The organism is Burkholderia sp. HI2714 (assembly GCF_002223085.1).
GTDB classification, from domain to species: domain Bacteria; phylum Pseudomonadota; class Gammaproteobacteria; order Burkholderiales; family Burkholderiaceae; genus Burkholderia; species Burkholderia lata_D.
The window spans coordinates 64,861-81,461 of sequence record NZ_NKFM01000058.1 but is presented as its reverse complement, the minus strand read 5'-3'; the positions used below and the strand labels follow the sequence as shown (position 1 = coordinate 81,461).

The following is a 16,601-nucleotide window of genomic DNA, read 5'->3' as shown; positions in this document are numbered from 1 at the left end:
GCCGCCCGCCTGCGTCGATGCGTGGCCGTGCGTTACGGCGTCAGGGCTTCACCACCGCAACCGCCGGCGCGCCCGAATCCGTGCGAGGCGCACCGTTCGACCCGTAGGCCGCCTCGGCGCTCTTGCGCTCGGCCAGCCGCTTGGCGGCCAGGCGTTCCTGTGCGGCGACGATGTCGCCCGGATAGTTGTCGCCATCACCGGCGATCGGCTCGTAGCCGACCGATTCGAGGTCGAACAATTCCTGGCGCACCTGCGCACGCGTGAGCGTCGAGTGCGACGACTGCGCGTACGACACGGTCGGTGCGGCGAGGAGGGTGGTGGCGGTAGCGGCGACGGTGGCGATGGTGACGATGATGGATTTCACGGTTTCCTCAGACGGTTTTGTTGCGGTTCGGCGCGATGGTGGCTGGCTGAACCGACGAGACAAGTTTAGGAACCCGGATCGGCCGGATAAATGCCGATTCCTGTCCAGCTGTGTTCCTGAATCCGTGACAGTGGATGAAATACGGCGTCCTTGGTGCCACGTTTGGGGTGGGTTGATTTGCGAGGAATGCCGATCGATGCGGGGCACGCAGCTGTTCCGTCAGACCGGCTACGCACTCGATGTTCGGCGGGCAGACGCATGCCTGCCCGGCACGGCTAGTCGTCGAAACGCGGGAATGCCTGCTGGCGCTTCATGTCCTTCAGCCATTCCTTGACGTTCGCCGGATCGTCGAACTCGCGCAGCGTCAGGTTCAGATCGTGGATGCTGCGCTGCGTGCCCGCGATGTCGCGCGTGAGCATGCGCATGATGGTATCGGGCGCGACCTTGACCGACGGCGCGATCCCGTAAGTCCGCCGGAATCCGGTCTCGACGTCCTGGATCTCCTGGTCCAGCTCGCGAAGCTGATCTTCCAGGATGCCGTTGTAGCGCGCGAGCCGGTCTTCGCCGAGGCCGTTGATCGCGTGCCGGTCGATCTGTTCGATCTCCAGCTGCAGCTCCAGCAGTTGCAGGAGCTTGCCGTTCGCGTAAGCGTGGTTGACCCGCTGCATCAACACGGTCTTGCGTTCCTGTTCCTGGGGGTCGGTCTCGCGATCGGGGTGCAGCGCGCTCGCCAGCTTCCGGTAGACCTCGCGGATCGACCGGCTCGCTTCGGCCTGCTCGGCTTCGCGCTTCGCCAGCGCGGCCGATTGCCGGGGCGCTTTCTTGCGCTTGGCACGCTGTGCCTCGCGGGCCGCGTGCTCGGCCATGTCCCGCTCGAACTGCGCGTCCAGTTCGGCCTGCATGCGCGCCATGAGCTCTTCGGGCGACAGCGCGTCGAGATCGTCTTCCGTTGCCACGCCAGGCGTCGATTCCGACTTCGGTTCCGGCCCCGGCTCGGCTGCTGCGTTGTCGCCGTGATCGGCCCCGCTGTGCCGGGCGTGGATGGCCTTCAACTGCGCGTCGTCGCTGAAGTCGAGCAAGTCGCGCGCCATGTTGGCGATCATCCCGGACAGGGTGTGCTGCTCGGCCTTGCTCAAGCCTTTCTGCAGATACGCGTCGTCGAGCTGATTGAGCAACCGGATTCGCAGCGCGGTCGACGTCTGTTCGAGCGGCAACAGCTCGTCGACGAATTTCTTCTGGAAGGCCGGCATCGCGGCTTCCCACGCGCCGAGCCGCTCGCGCCGCTTCTCGATCTGCTGGACGAGCGTATTGAATGCTTTCTGGGCTTTCGACAGGCTGGCTGCCTCGTGGCCGGGCGCGATGGCGACCGCTGTTCCGCGACGTGCGGTCATGATGAATCTCCTTCGGCTGCGGCAGGACGCGCAGCAGCGCGGTATTTTAACCGGCCCGCAGTGTCCCCCTTGCCCGACAGGGCGCGGCTACTCCTGGAACAACTGCCCCTGCCCGGAGATCACGCGCTCGAAGTCGTCGCGCAGGAACGGCAGGATTGCATCGGCGACGGGTTGAAGCTGGCGGCTCAGGTAGAACGCGTAGTCGATCGGCGAACGCATCGTTTCGAGCGGCTCGGGGCCGGCCGTCGTCATCACGTAGCTGATCCAGCCGCCGCGCTGATACTGCAGCGGCCGGCCCTGTGCCTGGTTGAACTCGTCGGCGATCCGCGCTGCGCGCACGTGCGGCGGCACGTTGCGCTCATACTCGCGCAGCGGCCGGCGCACGCGTTTGCGGTAGACGAGCTGGTCGTCGAATTCGCCGGCCAGCGTGCGCCGCACGGTGTCGCGGATGAAATCCTGGTACGGCTCGCGGCTGAACACGCGCCGGTACAACTCGCGCTGGAACTGCTGCGCGAGCGGCGTCCAGTCGGTGCGCACCGTTTCGAGCCCCTTGAAGACGAGGTCCTCGCCGCCGTCAGCCGCCGCCGCGAGGCCTGCATAGCGCTTCTTGCTGCCTTCTTCCGCGCCGCGCACGGTCGGCATCAGGAAGCGGCGGTAGTGCCGCTCGTATTGCAGCTCCAGCGCGCTCTCGAGCCCGAAGGTCTCGCGCAGGTGCGCCTGCCACCAGCGGTTCACATGCTCGACGAGTGCGCGGCCCTTGGCGCCGGCTTCGTCGTCGTCGTGCGCGCGGCCGAGCCACACGAACGTCGAATCGGTATCGCCGTAGATCACTTCGTAACCCTGCGCTTCGATCAGCTCGCGCGTGCGGTGCATGATCTCGTGCCCGCGCATCGTGATCGACGACGCGAGGCGCGGGTCGAAGAAGCGGCAGCCCGTCGAGCCGAGCACGCCGTAGAACGAATTCATGATGATCTTCAGCGCCTGCGACAGCGGCGCGTTGCGCTGCCGCTTCGCATCGTCGCGGCCTTCCCACACGCGGCGCACGATATCGGGCAGGCAGTGCGCGGTACGCGAGAAACGTGCGCCGAGAAAGCCGGGCACCGATGCGTCGTCGCCGGGATTCGCGAGCCCTTCGATCAGCCCGACCGGATCGATCAGGAACGTGCGGATGATCGACGGATAGAGGCTCTTGTAGTCGAACACGAGCACCGAGTCGTACAGCCCGGGGCGCGAATCCATCACGAAGCCGCCGGGGCTGTTCTGCCCCGTCACGTCGCCGAGGTTCGGCGCGACATAGCCGAGCCGGTGCATGCGCGGCAGGTACAGATGCGTGAAGGCCGCGACCGACCCGCCGGTGCGATCGGCCGCGAGGCCCGTCACGCTCGCGCGTTCGAGCGCGAAGGACAGCAGGTCGGCCTCGTCGAAAATGCGCGTGACGAGCTCGCAGTCCTTCAGGTTGTAGCGCGCGAGCGCCGGCTTGTCGTGATCGAAGCGGCGCTGGATCTCGTCCATCCGCTGGTACGGGTTGTCGATCGACTTGCCTTCGCCGAGCAGCGCCTGGGACACGTATTCGAGGCTGAACGACGGGAACGTCCACGTCGCGGATTTCAGCATGTCGATGCCGTCGAGGATCAGCCGGCCTGCCGCGCCCGCGAAGAAGTGGTCGGGCTGCTGGCCGTGCGCGCGCCAGTCGAGCACGCTGCCGCCGCGGCCGAGCTTCAGCGGGATGCCGTATTGCTCCGAATGGGCATGCAGGATGCGCAGGTCGAACTGCACGAGGTTCCAGCCGATCACCGCATCGGGATCGTGTTCGTCGAACCATTCGTTGAGCCGCGCGAGCATCGCGGGCCGGCTGTCGCAGTAGTCGAGGCGGAAGTCGATGGCGTTTGCTTCGTCACTGCCGTCCCCATTCGCCGGGCCGAGCATGTAGACCTGCCGTTGCCCGCAGCCTTCGAGCGCGATCGAGTACAGCTCGCCGTGCACGCTGGTTTCGATGTCGAGCGACACGCAGCGCAGCGCCGGGCGATAGCCGGTCGCGGCTTTCAGCTCGGCGCCGGCCAGCGTGCCGTCGGGGCCGGGCTGCCCGCGAAACTGCACGCAGGCCGTGATGAAGCGCTCCATCGCGTAGCGGTCGGGCGGCTGCACGTCGGCTTCGTAGACGTCGACGCCGGCTGCCGCGAGACGCTTCTGCAGCCCGGACAGATGGCGATAGCGCTTGCAATAGAGGCCGACGACCGGACGCTGCCGGAAGTCGCGCAGCGCGAGCGGGCGCAACTCGGCCTCGCGCTCGCCGGCCAGCGCGCGTTCGGCGAGCGCCTGCTGTTCGGCCGGAATGAACGCGACGGCTTCCTGCGGGCGCAACCGTACGCGGCGCGGACCGTGTTCGGTTGCCAGCCAGAACTCGATCTCGATGCCGGAGGCGGTGTCCCGCCAGTGGCGGGTGAGGATGAAACCCTGCTCGAACGCCGTCAAAACGCTTGCTCGTGGTGGATGCTCAGGCGGCGGATTTTAGCGCTTGGGCGGGGGATCCGCAGGCGCCGGCCGCGAGCGCGTCGCGACGTCACCGCATCACGACGACCGCATCACGACGACCGCATCAGTACCCGCATGCCCGGCGCGATGGACCGAACCCGACGAGGTCGACGCGCGCGGACGCTTGCCGGTCGGCCGGGGACAACCGGCTGCGCGGCTGGCCGACGATCTCGCGCATCCTGTCGAACCGCAGCGATTCGGCCACGCAGAACACGACGAGCGATTGTGCGAGGAAGCGGTCGTCGGGCCTGAGCATGCGCTTGTCGCCGCCCTGTGTGCGCAGCGGGCCGCGAATCGCGCTGTCGAGCGAGAAGCCGCGCTCCGCGTCGTCGCCGCTGGTGGCGGTTGCTTCGAACGGCATCCTGTCGAGGTTGTGCGAGTCATTCTCGAACGGATGGCCGCCAATCAGCTCGACGTACCGGTCGCGCGTGCGCATGTTCAGCACGAGCGGCATGCTGACGGTGCTCGCGCCGATGGGGAGGCTGTTCGGTCACCTTTTCTGCGAGGGGCTGGCAACGGACGCGAGGCGAACGATCATGACAGGGCGTAAGGGGGCGGGCATCGCCGCTGGTGGGCGTCGTGCGGGTGCGAACGTCAGGCGGCGGGTAGCCGCTCGGCGACACGCCATGCCGTACGCGTGGTATCGGCAGGCCGCAGCAGCCAGCGGCGCGCGACGACCTTGTGGCGCTTCTGCGTGACGTATTCGTCGACGGCGAGTTCGAGCGCGTCATCGTCGACGCGGGAAAGCGTGGCTGTGGCGCCGGATCCGTCCGCGAATTCGATGACGGCGGGATGCGGCGTCGCATTGCGCGGCGCGTCATTGCCGAGCGTCACTGTGCTGCCGGGATACAGGTGCGAATGGGGTGTGCGGAGCAGCAGGGTGAAATTACTAAAGCCATTCATATGGATGAGTGAATAATTACAGTTTTCAATTATTTGAATTCCAACCGATTGACGTCACAGAATCGTCATTCGTAGAATCGTCAGTCAAGAACAACATAATTCTGAGAGAGGCGCTATGGATGCGCACAGCATGATCGGGGCGATTACGGGAGCGCTGGCTCAGCAGGAGCGACTTCTCAAGCTCGACACCCCGCTTGGGGGTAACGTTCTGATTCCGCATCGGATGTTCGGGCAGTCCCGTATCGGTCGAGATTACCTGTTCATGATCGACTGCGTGTCGACGTCGAACGATGTCCAGCTCAAGACACTGATTTCGCAGCCGATCACGCTGTGGGTCCAGCAGACCGACAAGACCTATCTTCCGCACCACGGTTACGTTCATACCGCGAGAAAGCTCGGTGTGGACGGTGGCCTAGCGTGCTACCAGCTCAGTTTCTCGTCGTGGCTGCATTTTCTGAAGTTCCGCCGCGACCAGCGTCACTGGCAAGACAAAAGCGTCGACGCGATCATTACCGATGTATTCAACGATCATCCGCAGGCACGCGGGATGTATCGCTTTGAACTGTCGCAACTGCTGCCTTCGCGCTCCTACTGCCGTCAGGACGAAACCGACTGGAATTTCGTTCACCGGCTTCTCGAATCCGAGGGCCTGTACGGCATTTGGAAACAGGCGCAGGACGGCAAATCCCATACGCTGGTGATTACCGATCGTCTTCAGACGCTCGAGCCGCTTGCGCCGGCAACGGTCGAATTTTCCCGCGCGGGCGTTCATGGCGAAGTGGACGCGTTGACGCAGTGGGCCGGAACGCGGACGCTGCAGTCCGTCCTGTTGTCGACGCGAACGTTCGACTACAAGAATCCGGCCACGCCAGCCAATCCGAAGGCGACGTCGGTTCCCACGATGGCCAATCAGGGCGATCTCCCGTCGCAGGCCGAAGTGTATGAATATACGGGCGGCTATACGTACCCCGAGCAGGAGCGTGGCGACCATCTCAGCAAGATCCGCATGGAGGAATGGGAGTCGCAGGCCAAGCGCTACGATGGTGTCGGCGGGGTGCGCCGCATCGATGCGGGGCGGCGATTCACGCTGACCGGACATCCCGAGCATGATCAGGACGCGGCGGACCATCGGGAGTTCGCGGTGATCGAGGTCGAGTGGATCATCGCGAACAACGTGCCTCTTTCGGGACACGAAGCAAATTACCCGCATAGCCTCTATCAGGCAGTGAAGCAGGCCGAAGCTGACGACACGGACAAGATGTTCGCCGTCTCGCATGCCGATGGCTCGACGGGTTTCTATCGCGTTGCCATCGAAGCGCAGCGCACGTCGGTGCCGTATCACAGCCCCCTCGAACACAAAAAGCCCGAAGCGAAACTCGAATCGGCCATCGTTGCCGGTCCGAAGGGGGAGCAGGCGTATACCGACGACCTGAACCGGATCAAGGTGCTGTTCATCTGGGACCGGCACAACCAAGGCGACGAGCGTGCTTCATGCTGGGTGCGTGTCGCGCAATCCGATACCGGCGACGGGTACGGCGGCGTTCACATACCGCGCGCGGGCGAGGAATTGCTGATTGGCCATATCGGGAACGACATCGATCGTCCGATTGCGCTACACCGGGTGTACAACGGGAGCGCGAAGCCACGATGGCATTCGAATGCCCTGCTGTCGGGTTACCGGTCTCAGGAGTTCTCGGGGAGCGGTTACAACCAGATGGTGATGGACGATTCGACGGGCCAGAACCGCGTGCACCTGTACAGCAGCAGTACGAACGCATCGTTGCACCTGGGCTACCTGATCGACCAGACCGACAACACGCGTGGCAGTTACCTGGGCAAAGGCTTCGATCTGAGTTCGGACGCCTACGGTGCGCTTCGAGCAGGGCGAGGGCTGTTCGTGACGACGCACCCGGTCGCCAGTCAGCCGCTCGACACGACGTTGGCAACGCGTCAATTGAACGGCTCGGCGAATATCCTCGATGGCCTGTCGCAGGCAAGCGAAACGTCGAAGGCGGAAAGCCTGAAGGAGGGCCACGACACCTTCAAGGCTTTTGCGGATGCGGCGCAGCACAACGAGTCGGGTGCGACGGGCGGTGGCGGTGTGACGGCCGGTGGAGGGACGGGCGACGCCGGCGCGTTCAAGCAGCCGGTGATCCTGGTTGCCGCGCCTGCGGGTATCGGTCTGTCGACGCAGAAGTCGACGCACGTTGCAGCCGATCAGCACATCAATATCGTCAGCGGCCAAAGCACGCACATTGCGACCGGCAAGTCGCTCGTCGCCAGCATTACGGAGAAACTGAGCCTGTTCGTGCAGAACGCCGGGATGAAGCTGTTCGCGGCGAAGGGGAAGATCGAAGTTCAGACGCACGCTGACAATGTCGAAGTGACGGCGCAGAAGTCGCTGTTGCTGGCGTCCGTGACCGAGAAGGTCCAGGCATCGGCACAGCAGGAAATCCTGTTGACGTCGGGTGGCGCGTACATTCGGCTGAAAGGCGGCGACATCGAGATTCATGCGCCCGGCAAGATTGACGTCAAGGGGGCGCAGCATGCGTTCAGCGGTCCGACGAGCATGGATGTGACCAATCCGGCGTTCAAGGATCTGCCGACGCGACGGTTGATGCTGAATACCTCTGCGTCACCGTCTGCACCCAGTGTCGTTCCGGTCGGCATGCCCTACAAGCTTTATGCGGACGGGGCGCTGGTCAAGCAGGGCGTGTTCGACAAGACGGGGCAGTTGCCGATCGATCATCATGTCACGACGCAGAAGTACACACTGGAGATGGCCAACGGGGTCAAGCACGAGATTCCGGTGCCGGGTGAGTATCGGGATGCGGCGAATGGCGCGCTCGCGAATCAAGGTTTCCAGTTTCACGAAGCGACACCTGACGATAGCGCTGCATCGGATAGAGCCGCGCATCGGCAAACCTATAACGAGCTGCTCAGTCCTTCATCGGAATCATAGGCCATGGCAAATGTAAATCAATCCATTACCACGCCGATTGCACAGAACCACACGTCGTCGGCGACGGCATGCCTGCCATGGTTTGTTTGTCACAGTGAGTATGGCCCGGCAACCGCAGGTTTCCGTCCGCTGGTCAATGGTCACGATGCATTCGCCGCTGTGTACAAGGCGATAGCTGGTGCAAAACATTCGATCGACATCATTTGCTGGGGTTTCCAGCCTTCGATGTATTTTGTTCGTGATGGCAGCGGGGAGCGAATCGGCGATCTGTTGGAGCAAAAAGGAAAAGAAGGCATAAAGGTAAGATTGCTGTGCTGGCGTGATCCATTTTATATGGCGGAGCTCAGCGAAAACAATATGCCGGGAAATGACTTTGTAACGCCGCTTAAACGTGTGCTTCCGAAGTGGGTTTACGATCGAGTGTCAATGCTTGGGCGGGATTATCAAACGGATGAGGAGCGACTGTTTGATATCAATTGGTACAGGCGTGCCAATTTTAATAATGTCACGAACCCAGTAATTCACTCTGTCACCGATCGAGTTATCGACCGTGTCGTTAATTTGCCGATGAACATAGTGAGCTCCGTCTCGGCACCATTTAATTTTGTATCCAATCCGGTTTTGCATAAGACCGCAGGATTTCCGAATATCGAGTTGGCTACGCGAGGATTCGACCTGTCGGTGCGATCAGAAATCGTGGGAAGAATATCTGGTTACGGGACAATGGATGGTTGGAGCGGCAGCACAAAGGCGACGACTTCTGCTGCAATGGGAGGCGAACCGTCGCACCACCAGAAAATGGTGCTGGTGGACTACGAAGATCCGGATCTGGCTACCGGCTTCGTCATGGGGCACAACATGCTTGACCAATATTGGGACACTGACCTGCATAGCTGTCACGCCATGGCACCCAGCAAGGGGCGCAACGGTCCCTATCCGTGGCAGGATATTTCCAGTCGAGTGACCGGTCCTATATTGCAATATCTGAACAAGAATTTTTGTGAAGCGTGGGATGATGCGACTGACCAAAAACTGGAGAAATCACGAGAGCATTTGGCCGGGACACATAAAATCAGAAATGATGCCCCGGATGACGCTCCAGTGATGGCGCAGATCGTTCGCACACAATCAGAGAAAAACAAGCGAGACATTCAGGTGATGTACTTGAATGCAGTTAACAACGCGACTCAGTGTATTTTCATCCAGAATCAGTATTTTCGCTGGAACGACCTTGCGCAGAAAATAAAGGACGTTGCAAAGGCACAAGCGAAGGCAGGCCGTGACTCCGGCAGAGACGGTTCGATTTATCTGTTCGTCATCACCAACTCCAGTGACGATGCGGTCGGAAACGGAACGGTAAGAACGTACCAAATGCTTGAGTCGCTCGGGTGTGGTAACACTATGCCTGGAGTGGCTCAGCTCGAACGTGGCGACGACTACGCCGCGCAGCAAAAGGACCTGGAAGCTCAACTTGCCACCCAACAGTCGATACAGCAAAAATTTGCGGCACAAGGCGTCGATATCAGTGCAGCTTCGTTGCAGGGTGCCATGAATTTCTATCAGGACAATATGGCGAAGCAACAAGAGCTGCAGCAAGCATTGAACGAGTTAAAGAGAAAAAAGCAGCTCAATGCGCACATCGACTCGGACGCTCCGCCGTTGGACATCGAGGGGCTTAAGGTACAGGTTTGTACGCTCGTTGCCCCGGATTCGCCTGGGGGAAACTGGTTGCCTATCTATGTTCATGCGAAACTGATGACGATTGACGATGCGTTCATGACGATCGGCTCTGCGAATGTGAACCTCCGGAGCATGAATGTCGATAGCGAGCTCAATATTTGCCACGAAAACTCGGCCGTGACAAAGCCGCTAAGGCAAAAGCTGTGGAGGATGCATGCCGGAGCCAACGGTGCACAGGACGACTTTTTCAAATCTTTTATGGCGTGGCATGACGTTGTCGAGCAAAACAAGACAAACAAAACAAAGAATCTTCCGCCGGAAAAGTCACTCGTAAAGTTTATGAGATCGTCGGCTAAACGTACATATGCAGACTAATTGATGAACAGATATCTCCTGATCATTTTTCTATCCGTAAGCTTGTGCGCATGTACCAAAAAGGAGTCGCAAGTGTCTCAATTGCCTGATCTGAGCGCCATTCGTGCAAATCTGGCGTTTTCCTGCGCTCGCGAATCGGATCATTTGCCATCGTTGGACCCCAATGCAGATATTCTGTTCAAATATGCCAGATATTTGCAAAAAAGCAGTGGCCCGAAAGATTTCGATGATATTCTTCGCTACTATCGAATAGCGGCGGCATATGATCACTACAAGGCCAATACCAATGCGCAATTGTTGATTTCGCAAGGGCTTGCAAGCTCTCCTGATGCAGAGAAAGAGTCGATCGATCTTGCGTCGCGGCTTGTCGATAAAGGGATACCTTCCGGATACTATGATATAGGTCATTATCTGGAGAGTGGATATGGGTTGAAGAAAAATCCGGAAATGTCGTTGCGTTATTTTCGGAAGGCGGCTGATTTGGGGAGCCCGGAAGCGCAATACTATGTGGCGGATCTGCTCGCCCCGATGGATAAGGCTCCTGAGATCGCAAAGCAAATGCGTGAATGCGCAACAGCCCAAGGGTTCGGTAAAGCGGCGAGTACGTTGGGAATTGATCTGAAGACCGATAAGCACTATGCGGAAGCGGTAAAGGTGTTCCAAAAAGGAGTCGAGGCGGGGGATATTCAGTCTGCGTCGTTCCTCGAAAATGGATTTGAAGCGCCTCCCGAGAGCGATCGCTTGTATTACCTTGGACTCCCCAAAGATCCGGAGCGGACTCGACGTTACGATCTGATTGCGAGATTTCTTGACCACAACGACGGCCGCAATCCCAAGGTCCCGGATATCGACAAGATCGTTCCGCTACCACCTGCAAAGCTGCCGCCTTGGGACGGTACGTTCCAGTGGCAAAAGGAGCAGGATGCAGCCGCTCCGCCTCAGAAGCCTTCGGATGATTTCATCAACGAGATGGCGAAGGCGAAGCATCTCGATCCCGCGACGGGGTTACCGCTTCCGGGATCGGCGGATAAGACTTCGCTGACCGAGCAATCGGAAAACATCGCGTCTCGCCTGCCATTGGGTACGATCGCGCACACTGGCCAGCCCTGCCCGGAAGACGGCGTATGGTGCGCGAAACTCGGTGCAGGTCAGATTGGCGATACGCAGCGCCGGTTCCTCAAGGGCGACGCTTTGCCGTCCGTCGTCGTGCACGAACCGAGAAAGCTGGCGGTGCTCGACAGCATGATGGGTACGCGTCAACACGTTGAACAAGTTGCGTGGGAACTCGTGGGATATCTTGATCAGACCTGATCGACTCATGCGGCAAGATTGCGTGACCCGTCGCTCGCTCGGGTCGGCCCATGGGAGGCAGGTTCGATACACCATGCGTAGAACGCCTCCTGCTCATTTCGCGCCTGCTAGCAGCTTGCTCGAAGAGCGAGAACGCTTACCTTGCCCGTAATACGACGCATGGTGCGCGACACACGAAACCGCCCAGATTGACGATACGCGGCGCAGGTTTCTCGAGAGCGACGTGTTGCCGTCCGCCAACCGACAGGCCGTAAAATCTGGCACCGTGAATCTGATCACCTCATTGACCCTGGAGTCCAAATGAATTCCCCCAACCGGCCCGTTTCATTACCCGGTGCGGCGGCTCTCGTTGCGGCGTTCATCATCACGGTGCTGTTTCTGTCCGGCCTCTACGTCCAGTTGACGAGGTTCTCGCTAGACACGCAGATGGTGGCTTTGCAACTGACCAGTTTCATCCAGAACCTGGTGTTCCGAACCGGCCTGGTTTATCTGATTGTCCGATGGCACGGGGAGCATCGCGATCAGCTTGCGTTCCGTCGCCCCGCGAGGCTGCTCGCGAGCTATGCGTTATGCCTGCTGGTCTGGCAGATCGCACAGATATTCATCATCCAGGCGGTGGTGCTGAGTCTGGCCGGCAATGGCACTCGTCTGACGGCCATCGTGAATCTCATCGCACCGGTGAGCGCCGCCCTTTATGCATTCGTGGCCTGGTTCGCATGGCGGCTCGTCACGCGCATGTTTCGCAACGATGCGTTACCCGAGGCGCCGCGAGGTCGTGCAGCGCGGACCATTGCCGGCCTCGCGGCGTGGCTGTTCGCCAGCGTATGTCTGCTCTTGATGACGACGACGGTGCCGATGTTGCTCGACCATTTTGACGACGACCTCGCGCGCATGATGTTCGGCTACGTTGGCGCGGTTGCCGTTCCCGCAGCATTGGTTTTTGCGGGAGCGCGACTCGGCCTGCCTCGCGACCTCGTGCGACTGCACGGCTGGCGTCTGCTGGGCGCGTCGCTCGCGGCGATGGCATCCACCTCGGTGGTGTTCTATTTGGCTGTGCAGTTGCTTGGCGGCATGCTGGGGGCGGGCGTGTTGTCCGGAATGATGGCGATCGTTGTTCTTGGCTGTGCCTTTGTGGCTTGTTGGATGTGGTTCCGCGTGTTCTACGCGTCCGTGAACCGCGACACGGTTGAAACCTCGCAGGGCATGCCGTCGCCGTAGCCGCAGTGCTTGCGACACGTATTCGAGGCCGCACGACGGGAACGGCTTCATGCGGGCGCAAGCGCGCGCGACGGAAAGCAGCAGGCTACTCGCGACGCAGCGTTTCGAGCGCCGCCACTGACGGTTGCCGGCAAGCGCCAGCATCATCCCCTTTCGACCGCAGCCCCGGCATCATCCCGACAACAAAGTCGATGAACGCCCGTACCTTGGCCGGCACGTGATTCCGGCTCGGATAGTAGACGTAAAGCGGGAACGTCTCGTCGCACCAGTCCGTCAGCACCGGCTCCAGCGTGCCCGCCCGCAGATGAGTGTCGATCCCGAGGTCGATCACCTGAGCGATCCCGTAGCCAGCAAGGCAGGCGCCGATCTTGGTTCCTGCATCCGTGACCATCAGCTTCCCGCTGACGGCCACCTTCACTTTCTCGTTTCCACGCCAGAACTCCCAATCGAAGGGCCTGCCGGTCGCCGGGTCGATAGCCATGATGCATTCATGGCCATCGTCGACCAGATCCTGCGGCGACCTCGGCCGGCCGCGTTGCTCCAGATACGACGGCGCGGCCACGGTCAGCACCCGCGGACTGTACAGCCTGCGACAGACCAGGGTCGAAACGGTTGGTGGTCCGAACCGGATGGCGAGATCGAATCCGTCACTGATCAGGTCCGGGAGGTCGTTCCGGGTCTCCAGCTTCATGTGAAGCGCCGGGTGATCCTTCATGAACTGGGCCAGCTCCGGCGCGAGCACCAGGCGAGCGAACACGGCATCGCACGCCACACGGAGCGTGCCGTTGACGATCGAGATCTGGTCAGAGGCGCCGGCAGTTGCCTCTTCAATCCCCTGGAGTAACGGCAGCACCTTGGACAGCAGATCATGGCCGGCGTCCGTCACTTCGACGTGCCGGCTGGTGCGATGCACGAGCTTCGCGCGCAGGCGGTCTTCCAGTCGCTGGATCGCACGACTGACCGCCGGTTGAGTCTTGCCCAGACGAGATGCGGCACGGCCGAAGCTCCCGGATTCGGCGATGGCTGCGAGAACCAGCAAGCCGCTGACGAGTCCCCCATCGAGGTCTTCCATGATCCATGTGTTCCTGTAATGGCAGCGATAACCGGGTCGCCGTAGCCGAGGGCGGGGACGATCACTCACTATACGAGCCGTTCACTACCGAGGGAAGCCAGCCATGACCCAGACCCAAGCCGTCGTCGCTTTGATCGACGATTATTTCAATTTGGCTTATGAGCCGAAGAGCCGTGACTTCGACGCGGTCTTTCACCCGAGCTGCATGATTCAGTGGGTGGATGAAGGCCGGTTGCGCACCCTGTCGTCACAGGAGTATGCGGCACTCATCCATGGTAGGCAGAGTCCTCGAGCGACCGGCGCGCCGAGAGATGAAGCGATCCTGTCGACGGAGAATATCTCGGACAGCCTTTCAACGGCTACCGTGCGGGTGCGAATCGGAAACAAGCTCTTCAACGATCACTTCGTCATGCATAAGGTAGAAGGAAGCTGGCTGATCGCGACCAAGGCGTCCGCTGTCGTGCATACGTTCGACTGAAGCGCCACGCGGCGGATGCGCATCGATGTCCGGATTCGCGAGTGCGCGACAGGATGCACGCAAACACCGGCGAACGAAAACCCCGGGAAACTCATCGATTTGCCGGGTTTTTTACACCATCGAACATTGACTGACTTGAAGCGGGTGCCTGAGGCCAGACTCGAACCGGCATCCCTCAAACATGCCCCTCGTGCTCGATCGCCCGTCCCGGCGACGAACGCGTGGCAATCCTCATCGGCGCCCCCGACATCCTCGCCGCCCGCTTCGCCCACATCGCCGTCAATATCGGCACGAGAATCGCCGTCAGGAGGCACGCGGTCGCGACGATCGCCGTCGCGGCCGGCACCATCGGCTTGAACTTCGGAATCATCTCGCCGATGATCGCCGGGTTCGCGACCGCGGCGCCGGCCGTCGACGACGCGGCAAGCCCGGCGGCGCCGTTCCCGCCGCCCAGAAACCTGTCGGCCAGCATCAGCGGCACGCCCGTCACGACGATCACCGCGAGCCCGAGCGCGATGCCCGGCAGTCCGCTCTTCGCGATCACGTTGAGATCGATGCCGTTGCCGAGCGCGAAGCCGAAGAACGGGATCAGCGGATGCACGCAGCGCCCGAACAGCTCGCGCAGGTCCTCGTCGAGATTGCCGAGCGTGAAGCCGATCAGGAACGGCAGCACCGCGCCGACGAACAGCCGCGTCTCGAACACCGCGACACCGGCCGCGCCGAGAATCAGCATGCTGACGAGCGGCCCCGATTCGATCGACATCAGCACGAAGGCGCCCGCCTCTTCCTTGCTGCCGTATTGCTGCATCACGGCCGCGTAGAGGCCGCCGTTGGTCATGTCCATCGACGTCGTGATCGCGAGCAGCGACAGGCCCGCGAACAGGCCGGTCTTGATGCCATCGTCGGGGATGAACTGCGCGGCGATCACCGTCGCAAGCCATGCGACCACGAGCTTCGTCGCGAGCAGCGTGCCCGATTTGCGCAGCACGACGCCGGTCGCGCGCAAGTTGATCGTCGCGCCCATGCAGAAGAACCAGACGGCGAGGATCGGCACCGTGCCCGCGATCAGGCCGTTGGTGAACGAGCCGAAGTACTTCCCGGCGTTCGGCGCGAACGTGTGCACGCACGCGCCGAGCAGCATCGGGACCAGCATGAGCCCGCCCGGGATGCGGTCGATGGCCTGTTTCAGCTTCACGTCTCCTCCACGGACGTCGATGCGTCCCGTTGTCGAACGATGTCTGCTGACTGACTATAGGACATGATTCGGAATACCGTTCCGTTTTTGTGAATCTCGGTGGTAGTCGTATACCCATAAGACGCGATGCTATTGATCCCAAAGAAATTTATCGATCCTGGGTGAGGAATCAAAAATCCGGATCGACGTTCCGAATTTGAGGAATGTGTGCTTCAATCTTCATCAGGGCGAGCGTCGGCGCGGGTGCCGGCGGCGTGCCCATTCCCCTCGGAGAACCGGCATGGAAGTGCGGCAGGGCATCCACAGCGAACACGCGAAAACGCTCGACACGGCCGGCCTGCGCCGGCATTTCCTGGTGGAGAACGTGTTCGAGCCGGACGCGCTGTCGCTCACCTACAGCCATATCGACCGCATCATCGTCGGCGGCGCGTGGCCGGCCACGCGGCCGGTCGAGGTGCCCGCGTCGCTCGGCTCCGCGATGGGCGTGAGCCATCTGCTGGAACGGCGCGAACTGGGCGCGATCAACATCGGCGGGCCCGGCTGGGTCGAAGTCGACGGGCAGCGTCACGCGGTGTGCACCGAGGAGGCGATCTACATCGGGCAAGGCGGGCAGGGTGTCGTGTTCGGCAGCGACGATCGAGCGCATCCCGCGAAGTTCTACCTGAACTGCGCACCCGCACACACGGCCCATCCGACACGCACGATCACGCTCGCGCAGGCGTCGCCCGAAACGCTCGGCGATGCGGCCACGAGCAATCGCCGCACGATCTACAAGTTCATCGTGCCCGACGTGCTGCCCACCTGCCAGTTGTCGATGGGGATGACGAAACTCGAGCCCGGCAGCCTGTGGAACACGATGCCATGCCATACGCACGCGCGGCGGATGGAGGTGTATTTCTACTTCAACCTCGCGGCCGACGCGGCCGTGTTTCACCTGCTCGGCGAACCGCAGGAGACGCGCCACGTGGTCGTGCACAACGAGCAGGCCGTGATCTCGCCGAGCTGGTCGATCCATTCGGGCGTCGGCACGCAGGCGTATACGTTCATCTGGGGGATGGTCGGCGAGAACCAGGTGTTCAAGGACATGGATCACATCGCCGTGGCCGAGCTGCGCTGACAT

At 61.4% G+C, this 16,601-nt stretch carries 13 protein-coding genes; 6 read left to right on the top strand and 7 right to left on the bottom strand.

The features are described 5' to 3' along the window. Positions 1 to 40 precede the first annotated feature (40 nt). From CFB82_RS32760 to CFB82_RS32740, 5 genes are all read right to left on the bottom strand, one after another. A complete protein-coding gene (locus CFB82_RS32760; RefSeq protein ID WP_089446858.1) occupies positions 41 to 364 on the bottom strand; it encodes a DUF4148 domain-containing protein in 324 nt (107 codons plus the stop codon). Between the two features lie 275 nt (positions 365 to 639). After that, positions 640 to 1,755 (bottom strand): J domain-containing protein, encoded by a 1,116-nt coding sequence (locus CFB82_RS32755; protein ID WP_089446859.1) that lies wholly within the window; start codon positions 1,753 to 1,755, stop codon positions 640 to 642. An 87-nt stretch (positions 1,756 to 1,842) separates the two neighbouring features. After that, positions 1,843 to 4,227 carry a DNA polymerase II gene (locus CFB82_RS32750; RefSeq protein WP_089446860.1) on the bottom strand — a complete coding sequence of 795 codons (2,385 nt, stop codon included), beginning with the start codon at positions 4,225 to 4,227 and terminating at the stop codon, positions 1,843 to 1,845. 124 nt (positions 4,228 to 4,351) lie between these two features. After that, a complete protein-coding gene (locus CFB82_RS32745) occupies positions 4,352 to 4,741 on the bottom strand; it encodes a hypothetical protein (RefSeq protein ID WP_235986605.1) in 390 nt (129 codons plus the stop codon). A 140-nt stretch (positions 4,742 to 4,881) separates the two neighbouring features. Continuing rightward, the gene (locus CFB82_RS32740) at positions 4,882 to 5,190 is read right to left on the bottom strand and encodes a hypothetical protein (protein ID WP_089446861.1); all 309 of its coding nucleotides are present in this window, start codon (positions 5,188 to 5,190) and stop codon (positions 4,882 to 4,884) included. Positions 5,191 to 5,305: 115 nt separating this feature from the next. On the opposite strand from CFB82_RS32740, the gene CFB82_RS32735 reads away from it, so the two are divergent. From CFB82_RS32735 to CFB82_RS32720, 4 genes are all read left to right on the top strand, one after another. Beyond that, complete coding sequence (locus tag CFB82_RS32735; protein WP_089486719.1) at positions 5,306 to 8,152, top strand: type VI secretion system Vgr family protein; 2,847 nt, start codon at positions 5,306 to 5,308, stop codon at positions 8,150 to 8,152. 3 nt (positions 8,153 to 8,155) lie between these two features. Continuing rightward, a complete protein-coding gene (locus CFB82_RS32730) occupies positions 8,156 to 10,207 on the top strand; it encodes a phospholipase D-like domain-containing protein (protein ID WP_089486718.1) in 2,052 nt (683 codons plus the stop codon). A gap of 3 nt (positions 10,208 to 10,210) precedes the next feature. Continuing rightward, positions 10,211 to 11,518 (top strand): SEL1-like repeat protein, encoded by a 1,308-nt coding sequence (locus tag CFB82_RS32725; RefSeq protein ID WP_235986603.1) that lies wholly within the window; start codon positions 10,211 to 10,213, stop codon positions 11,516 to 11,518. Between the two features lie 300 nt (positions 11,519 to 11,818). Next, positions 11,819 to 12,736, top strand: coding sequence for a hypothetical protein (locus CFB82_RS32720; RefSeq protein ID WP_089446865.1), 918 nt, complete (start codon positions 11,819 to 11,821; stop codon positions 12,734 to 12,736). Positions 12,737 to 12,821: 85 nt separating this feature from the next. Here CFB82_RS32720 and CFB82_RS32715 read toward each other — a convergent pair whose 3' ends face one another. Next, positions 12,822 to 13,808, bottom strand: a complete 987-nt coding sequence (locus CFB82_RS32715; RefSeq protein ID WP_089446866.1) for a LysR family transcriptional regulator — start codon at positions 13,806 to 13,808, stop codon at positions 12,822 to 12,824. Between the two features lie 103 nt (positions 13,809 to 13,911). Between CFB82_RS32715 and CFB82_RS32710 the strand changes: the two genes are divergently transcribed. Continuing rightward, positions 13,912 to 14,286 (top strand): nuclear transport factor 2 family protein, encoded by a 375-nt coding sequence (locus CFB82_RS32710; RefSeq protein WP_069250503.1) that lies wholly within the window; start codon positions 13,912 to 13,914, stop codon positions 14,284 to 14,286. Positions 14,287 to 14,461: 175 nt separating this feature from the next. On the opposite strand, the gene kdgT is transcribed toward CFB82_RS32710, so the two are convergent. Next, entirely contained in the window at positions 14,462 to 15,481 is a 1,020-nt protein-coding gene (gene kdgT / locus CFB82_RS32705) for a 2-keto-3-deoxygluconate transporter (RefSeq protein ID WP_089446867.1), read from the bottom strand. 280 nt (positions 15,482 to 15,761) lie between these two features. Here kdgT and kduI point away from each other — a divergent pair, with 280 nt between their 5' ends. After that, entirely contained in the window at positions 15,762 to 16,598 is an 837-nt protein-coding gene (kduI, locus tag CFB82_RS32700; RefSeq protein WP_089446868.1) for a 5-dehydro-4-deoxy-D-glucuronate isomerase, read from the top strand. Positions 16,599 to 16,601 lie beyond the last annotated feature (3 nt).

Bases quoted from the DNA above. Each gene is read 5' to 3' on its own strand.
- CFB82_RS32755 (WP_089446859.1), bottom strand. From the start codon at position 1,755: ATGACCGCACGTCGCGGAACAGCGGTCGCCATCGCGCCCGGCCACGAG.
- CFB82_RS32745 (WP_235986605.1), bottom strand. From the start codon at position 4,741: ATGCCGCTCGTGCTGAACATGCGCACGCGCGACCGGTACGTCGAGCTG.
- CFB82_RS32740 (WP_089446861.1), bottom strand. From the start codon at position 5,190: ATGAATGGCTTTAGTAATTTCACCCTGCTGCTCCGCACACCCCATTCG.
- CFB82_RS32735 (WP_089486719.1), top strand. From the start codon at position 5,306: ATGGATGCGCACAGCATGATCGGGGCGATTACGGGAGCGCTGGCTCAG.
- CFB82_RS32730 (WP_089486718.1), top strand. From the start codon at position 8,156: ATGGCAAATGTAAATCAATCCATTACCACGCCGATTGCACAGAACCAC.
- CFB82_RS32725 (WP_235986603.1), top strand. From the start codon at position 10,211: ATGAACAGATATCTCCTGATCATTTTTCTATCCGTAAGCTTGTGCGCA.
- CFB82_RS32720 (WP_089446865.1), top strand. From the start codon at position 11,819: ATGAATTCCCCCAACCGGCCCGTTTCATTACCCGGTGCGGCGGCTCTC.
- CFB82_RS32715 (WP_089446866.1), bottom strand. From the start codon at position 13,808: ATGGAAGACCTCGATGGGGGACTCGTCAGCGGCTTGCTGGTTCTCGCA.
- CFB82_RS32710 (WP_069250503.1), top strand. From the start codon at position 13,912: ATGACCCAGACCCAAGCCGTCGTCGCTTTGATCGACGATTATTTCAAT.
- kduI (WP_089446868.1), top strand. From the start codon at position 15,762: ATGGAAGTGCGGCAGGGCATCCACAGCGAACACGCGAAAACGCTCGAC.